The 9,943-nt window shown below is 71.2% G+C and carries 8 protein-coding genes; 4 read left to right on the top strand and 4 right to left on the bottom strand.

The window, feature by feature from the left end:
- Nucleotides 1-827: 827 nt before the first annotated feature.
- The 3 genes from chpE to AOJ26_RS33410 all read right to left on the bottom strand — a co-directional run bounded on the left by chpE (nucleotide 828) and on the right by AOJ26_RS33410 (nucleotide 3,009).
- Nucleotides 828-1,073: a chaplin ChpE gene (gene chpE / locus AOJ26_RS33420; RefSeq protein ID WP_031060399.1), complete on the bottom strand. Its 246-nt coding sequence runs from the start codon at nucleotides 1,071-1,073 to the stop codon at nucleotides 828-830.
- Nucleotides 1,074-1,229: 156 nt separating this feature from the next.
- Nucleotides 1,230-1,871 carry a response regulator gene (locus AOJ26_RS33415; RefSeq protein ID WP_053852116.1) on the bottom strand — a complete coding sequence of 214 codons (642 nt, stop codon included), beginning with the start codon at nucleotides 1,869-1,871 and terminating at the stop codon, nucleotides 1,230-1,232.
- Nucleotides 1,864-3,009 carry a GAF domain-containing sensor histidine kinase gene (locus tag AOJ26_RS33410; RefSeq protein ID WP_053852115.1) on the bottom strand — a complete coding sequence of 382 codons (1,146 nt, stop codon included), beginning with the start codon at nucleotides 3,007-3,009 and terminating at the stop codon, nucleotides 1,864-1,866. The genes AOJ26_RS33415 and AOJ26_RS33410 overlap by 8 nt, the downstream gene beginning before the upstream one ends.
- Before the next feature lie 186 nt (nucleotides 3,010-3,195).
- Between AOJ26_RS33410 and AOJ26_RS33405 the strand changes: the two genes are divergently transcribed.
- The 3 genes from AOJ26_RS33405 to AOJ26_RS33395 all read left to right on the top strand — a co-directional run bounded on the left by AOJ26_RS33405 (nucleotide 3,196) and on the right by AOJ26_RS33395 (nucleotide 6,014).
- Entirely contained in the window at nucleotides 3,196-3,891 is a 696-nt protein-coding gene (locus AOJ26_RS33405; RefSeq protein WP_053852118.1) for an SDR family NAD(P)-dependent oxidoreductase, read from the top strand.
- Complete coding sequence (locus AOJ26_RS33400) at nucleotides 3,888-4,964, top strand: S-adenosylmethionine:tRNA ribosyltransferase-isomerase (protein WP_053852114.1); 1,077 nt, start codon at nucleotides 3,888-3,890, stop codon at nucleotides 4,962-4,964. The genes AOJ26_RS33405 and AOJ26_RS33400 overlap by 4 nt, the downstream gene beginning before the upstream one ends.
- Before the next feature lie 300 nt (nucleotides 4,965-5,264).
- On the top strand, nucleotides 5,265-6,014 hold the full coding sequence (locus tag AOJ26_RS33395; RefSeq protein WP_053852113.1) for a transglycosylase SLT domain-containing protein: 750 nt from the start codon (nucleotides 5,265-5,267) through the stop codon (nucleotides 6,012-6,014).
- Between the two features lie 75 nt (nucleotides 6,015-6,089).
- Here AOJ26_RS33395 and AOJ26_RS33390 read toward each other — a convergent pair whose 3' ends face one another.
- Nucleotides 6,090-8,708, bottom strand: a complete 2,619-nt coding sequence (locus AOJ26_RS33390) for an FHA domain-containing protein (RefSeq protein ID WP_053852117.1) — start codon at nucleotides 8,706-8,708, stop codon at nucleotides 6,090-6,092.
- Between the two features lie 238 nt (nucleotides 8,709-8,946).
- Here AOJ26_RS33390 and AOJ26_RS33385 point away from each other — a divergent pair.
- Nucleotides 8,947-9,943 (top strand): streptophobe family protein (locus AOJ26_RS33385; protein ID WP_234358735.1); only part of this gene is annotated, 997 nt, incomplete at its 3' end.

The raw sequence follows: 9,943 nt of genomic DNA, 5'->3' as shown, positions 1-9,943 counted from the left end.
ATCTGGGGCCGGCTGGGGTGGGGGTCGGGTGACGTCGGGGTTGGTGACTTGAGGGCTGCGTGATTGGGCCCCGGTGGTTCGCGGCTCCAGCGGTTCAGCCCCCTCGGCGGTTCTGCGGTTCGGCGGACCGGCGGCGGCCTCGACGGTTCAGCGGCCCCGCAGCGCGGGCGGTTCGACGGCGAAGCGGGTCAGCGGTCTCGACGGTTCGAGAACCTGGCAACTCGGCGCCCCTTCGGCCCCAGCGGTTCAGGGGCCTCGACGAATCAGCGGCTCGACGGCCCCAGCGACTCGTCGGCCCAGCCGTCCAGCGGCCTCAACGAATCAGCGGCCCGGCGATTCCGATGGTTCGACGGCGAAGCGGGTCAGCGGTCTCGACGGTTCGACGACCTGGCAACTCGTCGGCCCGGCGGTCCAGCAGCCCGTCGGCTTGTCGGCCCTAACAGTGCAACGGCCCGGCAACTCGGCGCCCTGTCGGCCCTAGCGGTTCAGCTGCCCGGTGACTTGGCGGCTCGACCGCCCCAGCGGCTCGCCGGCCCGGCAACTCGGCGGTCCAGCGGCTCGACGGCCCCAGCGCCTCACCGGCCCGGCGGCCTCAGCCGCTCGGCAACTCGGCGGCGCTGCGGCCCTGGCAGTTCAGCAGTCTCGTCGGAGCGACGGTTCTTCGGTCCCGCAAATCTGCGTACCTGCGGCCCCCGCCGTTCGATGGCCCGGCTGCCCCACGCCTCGCTGACGGGCAGAGCCCTGACGTTCCCGCGGTGAACGGACCGGCCTCCCGGGTGCGTGGTGCGCCCGGGAGGCCGAAGTCACTGCCCGCTCGGCGAGGGACGTCAGTGGTTGAGGCCGAGGTTGCCGAAGGCGGGGTTCAGCACGCCGATGACGTTCACGCTGTTGCCGACCGCGTTCACCGGGATGTGCACCGGGGCCTGGACGAGGTTGCCCGAGACGACGCCGGGCGAGCCCACGGCCTTGCCGTCGGCGTGCGAGCCGTCGGTGGCGGAGGCCATACCGGCGCCGGCGGCGATCAGTCCGCCGGCCACCATCGTCACGGCCGCTGCCTTCTTCAGGTTCTTCACTTCTAAGCCCTCCTAGCGATTGCCGCGGCAGTCGCCGCAGCACGCACTGGAGAACGGCGGGGCTCCCCGAAGGATGCGCCATTCGGGGGACATTCCCACGACGGTATGAATCTCACTCCGGAGCGGAACCCTCCGTATTGCCGTGCGCCGCACGGATCAACCGGCCACTCCGTGACGAACCGCCCACAGGGCCGCCTGCGTCCGGTCCGCCAGGTCGAGCTTCATCAGGATGTTCGAGACGTGCGTCTTGACGGTCTTCTCGGAGAGGACCAGCGCACGGGCGATCTCCCGGTTGGAGCGGCCGTCCGCGATCAGCCCGAGCACCTCGCGCTCCCGCTCGGTGAGCGAACCTCCCCTGCCCGGCCCGGTGTTGTTCTCCTCCTGGGACAGGAGGACGTCCGCGACCTCCGGTTGGAGCAGGATGTGCCCGGCGTGGACGGAGCGGATGGCGCCGGCGAGGGCGTCGGGGTCGACGTCCTTGTAGACGTAGCCGGCGGCGCCCGCGCGCAGGGCCGGGACCACCGTGCGCTGTTCGGTGAAGCTGGTGACGATCAGCACGCGCGCGGGGTTGTTCAGTTCGCGGAGCCTGCGCAGGGCGTCGACGCCGTCCATGCCCGGCATCTTGACGTCCATGAGGACGATGTCGGGTTTCAGCTCCTCGGCGCGCGCGACGCCCTCGGCGCCGTCGGCGGCCTCGCCCACGACCTCTATGTCGTCCTGCACTTCGAGGAAGGTGCGCAGCCCCCGGCGGACGACCTGGTGGTCGTCCACGAGCAGGACCTTGATCGCGTCAGCCACCGGGGACCTCCATCTCGATGGTGGTGCCCTTGCCGGGCGCCGATTCCACGGTCAGCGTGCCGCCGACCCCGCTGGTGCGGTCCCGCATGGAGACCAGGCCGAGGTGACGGCCGGCGCGGCGGACCGCCTTCGGTTCGAAGCCGCTGCCGTCGTCCGTGACCCGCAGGACGGCTCCGCTGCCGCGCCGGTCCAGTGTCACGTCGACATGGGCGGCTCCGGAGTGCCGCAGCGCGTTGTGCAGGGCCTCCTGGGCGACGCGGAGCACGGCCTCCTCCTGGGCGGCCGGCAGTGCGCGGAAGTTGTGGGCGGCGAAGGTCACGCGCGCGGTGTGGGCGCGGTCCAGGACCTGGACCTGGGTGCGCAGGGTGGCGGTCAGGCCGTCCTCGTCCAGCGCGGCGGGGCGCAACTCGACCACGGCGGCGCGCAGTTCGTCGGCGGCCTCGGCGGCGAGCACGGCCACCTGGTGCAGCTCGCCCTTGGCCCGGGACGGGTCGCGGTCGACGAGGGCGGCGGCGGCCTGGGCGGTCAGGCGCAGGGAGAACAGCTTCTGGCTGACCGCGTCGTGCAGTTCGTGGGCGAGGCGGGAGCGCTCCTCGGCGATGGTGAGCTCGCGGCTGCGTTCGTAGAGGCGGGCGTTGGTGAGGGCGATCGCGGCGTGCTGGGCGAGGATCGAGAGGAGTTCCTCGTCCTCCTCGGTGAAGCCGCAGCTGCCCTCCGGCTTCTTGCAGTTCTTGTTCGCGAGGAACAGCGCGCCGATGACCTCGTCGCCGTCGCGGATGGGCAGGCCCAGGAAGTCGACCAGGTCGGGGTGGGCGGACGGCCAGCCCTCGAAGCGGGGGTCCTTGCGGACGTCGGCGAGGCGCTCGGGCGTGGCCTCGTGGAGCATCGCGGCGAGGATGCCGTGCTGGCGCGGGAGCGGGCCGATGGCCTTCCACTGGGCGTCGCTGACGCCGTCGACCACGAACTGGGCGAAGCCCCCGTGGTCGTCCGGGACGCCGAGGGCGGCGTACTGCGCGTCGAGCAGCTCGCGGGCCGAGGCGACGATCGTCTTGAGGACGTCGCGCACCTCCAGGTGCCTGCTCATGGCCAGCAGCGCGGAACTCACCGCGGCGAGGCCGGACCGGGGGCCTTGACTCATGTCCTCAGAGTACGGGCGGGGTGTGACAGCGCGGATCGGGCCTGGGACGGCCCCCGGCTGGGGCTGACGACCTAGGGCGAAGGGCCTCGTGGCATTGCGGCCCGCGTCCGAGGCGGCCGGGAGGGCGGCGTTCCTACGGTGTGGGCACGCCGATCAGGAGGCGTGGAGGACGAGGGGACGGATGTCATGCCGGTAGCGATCATCACGGGGGCCTCGAAGGGGCTGGGGCGGGCGCTCGCCGAGGCGCTGGCCGCGCGGGGCTGGGACCTGGTGCTCGACGCGAGGACGGCGGAGGTGCTGAAGGAGACGGCGGCCGCGCTCGCGGGGCACGGGACCCGGGTGACGGCCCTGCCCGGGGACGTCACGGATCCGGGGCACCGCTCGGAGCTGGTGGCGGCGGCCTGGCGGCTCGGCGGTGTCGATCTGCTGGTGCACAACGCGAGCGCGCTGGGCGCCGAGCCGCTGACGCGTCTTGAGGGGCTGCCGCTGGACGGGCTGCGCCGGGCGCTGGAGGTGAACGTCGTGGCCGCGCTGGGCCTGGTCCAGGAGGCGCTGCCGCTGTTGCGGGCCGCGGCGGCCGGCGCGGTGATCGCGGTCAGTTCGGACGCCGCCGCCGAGGCGTACGAGACGTGGGGCGGCTACGGGGCCTCCAAGGCCGCCCTGGACCACCTCGCGGCGGTGCTGGCCGAGGAGGAGCCGCGGCTGCGGGTGTGGGCCGTCGATCCCGGGGACATGGCGACCGACCTGTACGCGGCGGCCGTACCGGAGGACGAGGAGCCGCGGCCGGAGCCGGCGAGTGTGGTGCCGGCGTTCCTGCGGTTGCTGGACGAGCGGCCGGTGAGCGGCCGGTACGGGGCTCCGTCGCTGCTGGAGGGGCGATGACACTGACCGTGCGCGTACCCGGAGAGCTGTCCGCGCGGGTGCCCGCCGAGCAGCGCGGGCCGGGGCTCGACCGGGACGCCGTACGTCTGCTGGTGTCGCGGGGGACGGCGGTGTCGCACCACTCGTTCGGTGAGCTTCCGCGGCTGCTGCGGGCCGGGGACCTGCTCGTCGTGAACACCTCCCCCACGCTGGCCGCCGCCGTCGACGGGCGGATCGGGCACGCGCGCGTGGTGGTGCACTTCTCCACGCGCGGGGACGACGGGCGGTGGGCGGTCGAGCTGCGGGACCCGGACGGGAAGGGCACCACGCGTGCGCGTGCGGGCGGGCCCGCGGGGACGGAGGTGCGGCTGCCCGGGGACGGGCGGCTGGTCCTGGAGGAGGCGGTGAGTGAGCGTCTGTGGTGGGCGCGGGTGGACGGCGGGGAGGTGATCGGGCTGCTGCGGGAGCACGGGCGGCCCATTCGGTACTCCTACACGGAGCGGGACCAGCCGTTGTCCGTCTACCAGACGGTGTTCGCGCTGCCGTCGCCCGACGGTTCGGGAAGTGCGGAGATGCCCAGCGCGGCGCGCCCCTTCACCGCGCGGCTGGTGGCGGAGCTGGTGAGCCGGGGTGTGCAGTTCGCGCCCGTCACGCTGCACACGGGGGTGGCCTCGGCGGAGGCGCACGAGCCGCCGTATCCGGAGCGGTTCTCGGTGCCGGAGGCCTCCGCCCGGCTGATCAACGCCGTGAAGGCAGGGGACGGCAGGGTCGTCGCCGTCGGGACGACGGCCGTGCGGGCCGTGGAGTCGGCGGCCGGGGCCGACGGAGTCGTACGCGCGCGTGCGGGATGGACGGACCTCGTCGTGACCCCCGAGCGCGGGGTGCGGGTGGTGGACGGGCTGCTGACCGGGCTGCACGAGCCGGAGGCCTCGCACCTGCTGATGCTGGAGGCGGTGGCGGGGCGGGCGGCGATCGACCGCGGTTACGAGGAGGCCCTGCGCCGGCACTACCTGTGGCACGAGTTCGGCGACGTGCATCTCCTGCTTCCACAGGAGGGACCTCACGCAGAGCATTGCTCACGCAACTGCCGGTGAGAACGCTGTGCGGACGATGTGAGCCCGCACATAGGGCGCACATCACGTACTAAGTGAAATAGGAGGCAAAGCCTTCCCCCATGAACGGGGCAGACATTCCAGTCTGTCCCGTTTTGCCCTCCCCGGGTCCACTACCCGGGGTCGTATGTCACACCTTTGCCCGGGTGTTTTGCGCCAGCTAAGAATGGCCAACGTCGCTCAGCGCCGCGGGTTCTGCCCCGCGGCGTTTGTGCCGGAAGCACCCGTGTCCCCCGCCGGACAGCGAGCGACCTCCGCGCTATTCGAAGAGGTCAATCCCGCATGCCCAAGAACCCTTTCACCCGAGGTCACAGTCGCGCGCTGACGAAGCGCCACAAGATCGCCGTCGCCGGAGTCGCCACCCTTGGCGCAGCCGCCGTCGCCTTCAGCGCGGTTCCGGGCAACGCGGAGACCACCACCTCCGAGGCGGCCGGCTACTCGGCTCCCGTGAAGTACACCTCCGAGGAGCTCAAGGGCCTCCAGGCGGACGTCAAGGAGCAGCTCGCCGCCAAGGCGCTGCAGAACAAGGCCGCCGAGGCGAAGGCGAAGGCGCAGGCCGAGGCGAAGGCCAAGGCTGCCGCCGCCGCGAAGAAGAAGGCCGCCGCGGCCGCCGCCGCCAAGAAGGCCGCGCAGGCGCGCCAGGCCAAGGAGGCCGCGAGCCGCGCCGCGCACCGCGCCAAGATCAAGGCCGCCGCGCCCAAGAAGAGCTACGCGAACAACCTGGACGGCTGGATCAAGGAGTCCCTGTCCATCATGCGGGCCAAGGGCATCCCGGGCAGCTACAACGGCCTGTACCGCAACATCATGCGGGAGTCCTCGGGCAACCCGAACGCGATCAACAACTGGGACATCAACGCCATCAACGGCATCCCCTCGAAGGGGCTGCTCCAGGTCATCCCGCCGACGTTCCAGGCGTACCACGTCGCGGGCACGTCCTGGAACATCTACGACCCGGTCGCCAACATCACCGCCGCCGCGAACTACGCGGCCCACAGGTACGGCTCGATGGACAACGTGAACAGCGCGTACTGAGGCCGCGGGGACCTCTCCCACGCACAAGGGCGGCACCCCCTCGGGGCGCCGCCCTTCGCCGTCGTACGGCGGTGATCACTTGCGCATGACCTCGGGCTCGTGGCGGCGCAGGAAGCGGGAGACGAGGAAGCCGCAGACGACGCCGAGGGCGATCAGGGCGACCATGTCGAGGCCCCAGGTGCTGACCGCGTGATTCCACAGCGGATCGGTCGTGTCACCCGGTTTGACGGGCGGGTTGACCTGGTTGAAGTCCAGCGTGGCGCCCGCGGCGGCGACCGCCCAGCGCGACGGCATCAGATACGAGAGCTCGTTGACGCCGACAGTGCCGTGCAGGGTGAACAGGCAGCCGGTGAAGACGACCTGGACGATCGCGAACATGACCAGCAGCGGCATGGTCTTCTCGGACGTCTTCACGAGCGCGGAGATGATCAGCCCGAACATCATCGAGGTGAACCCGAGCCCCATGATCGGCAGGCACAGCTCCGCGAGGGTGGCGCTCCCGAGGACCAGGCCCTCCTTCGGCAGTCCGCGGCTGGCGAAGCCGATGACGCCGACCATCAGTCCCTGCAGCACGGTGATCACGCCGAGTACGACGACCTTCGACATCAGGTACGCCGAGCGGGACAGACCGGTGGCGCGCTCCCGTTCGTAGATGACCCGTTCCTTGATCAGCTCGCGGACTGAGTTGGCCGCGCCGGCGAAGCAGGCGCCGACCGCGAGGATCAGCAGGACGGTGGTGGCCGTGCTGTTCGGCTCGGGCTGCTTGGTCCTGGGGTCGACCGGCTTGGGCAGCAGGTTGTCGCCGAAGTCGATGAGCAGGCTCACCGCGCCGAGGACGAGCGGCAGGATCACCGTGAGGGCCAGGAAGCCCTTGTCGGACGCGATGACCGACATGTAGCGGCGCACGAGCGTCCCGAACTGACCCGCCCAGCGCTGTGGCTTGGGCGGCTTCATGCCCTGCATCGGAGGCGTCTGTACGGACTGCGGCGCAACGGCGTCTATGTCCGCTGCGTACATCTGGTAGTGCTGCGAGCCCTTCCAGCGGCCGGCCCAGTCGTAGTCGCGGTAGTTCTCGAAGGCCGAGAAGACGTCGGCCCAGGTGTCGTAGCCGAAGAAGTTCAGCGCCTCCTCGGGCGGCCCGAAGTAGGCGACCGCGCCGCCCGGGGCCATCACGAGGAGCTTGTCGCACAGGGCCAGCTCGGCCACGGAATGGGTGACCACGAGGACCGTACGGCCGTCGTCGGCGAGGCCGCGCAGCAGCTGCATGACATCGCGGTCCATGCCCGGGTCGAGGCCGGAAGTCGGCTCGTCGAGGAAGATCAACGACGGCTTGGTGAGCAGCTCCAGGGCCACCGAGACGCGCTTGCGCTGGCCGCCGGAGAGGGAGGTGACCTTCTTCTCCTTGTGGATGTCGAGCTTCAGCTCGCGCAGCACCTCGTCTATGCGGTTCTCGCGCTCCTGTGCCGTGGTGTCGGCCGGGAAGCGGAGTTTCGCCGCGTACTTGAGGGCCTTCTTGACGGTCAGCTCCTTGTGCAGGATGTCGTCCTGCGGGACCAAGCCGATGCGCTGGCGCAGCTCGGCGAACTGCTTGTAGAGGTTGCGGTTGTCGTAGAGGACGTCGCCCTGGTCGGCGGGCCGGTAGCCGGTGAGCGCCTTGAGCAGGGTCGACTTGCCGGAACCGGACGGTCCGATGACCGCGATCAGGGACTTCTCGGGGACGCCGAAGGAGACGTCCTTGAGGATCTGCTTGCCGCCGTCGACGGTGACCGTCAGGTGGCGGGCGGAGAACGTCACCTCACCGGTGTCGACGAACTCCTCGAGCCGGTCGCCGACGATCCGGAACGTGGAGTGGCCGACACCGACGATGTCGCTCGGGCCGAGCAGGGTGGCGCCGCCCTTGGGGATCGGCTGGCCGTTGACGTACGTGCCGTTGTGGGAGCCCAGGTCGCGGATCTCCATGCGGCCGTCGGGCATCGAGTGGAACTCGGCGTGGTTGCGGGAGACCTGAAGGTCGGAGACGACCAGGTCGTTCTCCAGGGCACGGCCGATCCGCATGATGCGGCCGATGGTGAACTGGTGGAACGTGGTGGGGCTGCGGTCGCCGTAGACCGGCGGAGCGTCCGCGCCCACGCCGGAGCCAGGGCCGGGGGCGTGCTGCTGCGGGAACTTCTGCAGCGGCTCGTTCGAGTACTGCTGCGGCTGTTGCCGGGGCTGTTGCTGTTGCTGGGGCTGTTGCTGGAGCTGTGGCCAGCCCGACTGCGAGGCCTGCTGCGGTGACCGCTGGGGCGTCTGCTGCCGGGACTGCGGGGGCGTCTGCTGCGGAGTCTGCTGGGCCCAGCCGGGGTTGGCGCTCTGCGCGGCGTACGACTGCCGGCCGGGCTGCGGCTGTGCTGCCGGGGCGGCGGTTCCGGAGAGGCTCAGCAGCGGGCCGTCGCTCGCGTTGCCGAGGTGGACGGCCGTGCCGGGGCCGACCTCCGTCTGGTGGATCCGCTGACCGTGCACGAACGTGCCGTTGGTGCTGCTGTGGTCCTCGATGACCCAACTGCTCCCGCCCCAGCGGATCGTGGCGTGACGCCAGGACACCCTGGCGTCGTCGAACACGATGTCCCCCTGCGGATCGCGTCCAAGGCTGTACGGCCTGGACGGATCGAGCGTCCAGGTACGGCCATTCGCTTCCAGTACGAGTTCCGGCACTCCAAGCCCCACTGAGTAGTCCCCCGAATTGCCCCCGTCACAGGGAGTGTAGGGATGTCGAACATCGTCGGGAACTATTTCAGGATCCCCTCCTGACCGAAAGTCGAGCCCCGAGAACACCACGTTCGTACGCTTCGGCCGGTTCCGTTGACGGGGTTGAAACCGACCCGGAGAGTGGGTAATCCACGCGAGGGGGACAAGCGCGGTCTCGGCCGTGCCGCGGATCGGGGGGTCTGCCATGAGTGCGTCGATGGACGTCGAGACCACGCAGCACGGCGTGCGGCTGCCGTGGGGAGACATCCTGCTGTCCGCGCTGGCCGCTGTGAGCTGGGCGTTGATCGGCATGGCGGGTACGGCGGCGCTCGGTCTGCATCTGCTGGAGGCCGATTCCGCGGCCTCACTGGGCCCGATGACCGCGGCTGTTGTGGCCCTTGCGGCAGGTGGTTCGGTGACGCCCTCAGGGGACGTGTCCGCGTTCGGCCTGACGGGGGCACAGACGGCGACCGCCATCGAGATCACGCCACTGGGCGTCAGCCTGGTCGGTGCGCTGCTTTTGTCCTGGTTCTTCCTACGGTCCCTGCGGGCGGCCGGACCGGTGATCGCACCCTCCGAACTCCTCGCCCGCGCGGGCTCCGTGGTCGCCCTGTTCACGGCGATGATGGGCGGCCTTGCCTGGGCCGGACACGACGTCATCACGATCGACGGGGGTGCGCTCGGGCTCGACGAGCTGCCGGGCGCGGGCGGGGCCGGCGGACTCGACATCCCGGGGCTGGGGGACGTCGGGGACATCGGCGGACTGCTGCCCGACCGGATCGGTGACCTCGTCGACGCGAAGGCCGCGGTCGGTTTCACGGTGGACACCGCGCCGACCCTGCTGGGCGGACTCGGCTGGTCGGCCGGGATCCTGCTGGTCGCGCTGCTGGCGTCCCGTCGTACACCGTTGCCGCGCGGCTGGGAGGCGGTGCACCGGGTCGTACGGCCGGCCGCGTCCGCCCTGGTGACGGTGGTGCTGGTCGCGGTGGCCGCGGGGCTCTCGGCGGCCGTGTACGCGGCGATCGGCGACGACCATCCCCAGCGGATCGCCGGAGCGGCACTGCTCGGGGCGCCGAACGGGGTGTGGCTGGGCATCCCCGTCGGCCTGTTCGTCCCCTTCGACGGCCGCGCGACGGGTGTCCTCACGAACTTCCTCCCCGACCCCCTGGACCGACTGCTCGCCTCGGACTCCGACCGGTCGG

The organism is Streptomyces sp. NRRL B-24085 (assembly GCF_001282115.1).
GTDB lineage: Bacteria > Actinomycetota > Actinomycetes > Streptomycetales > Streptomycetaceae > Streptomyces.
Note: the sequence above shows the minus strand (reverse complement) of the source record. Positions and strands in the feature narration are given on the sequence as shown.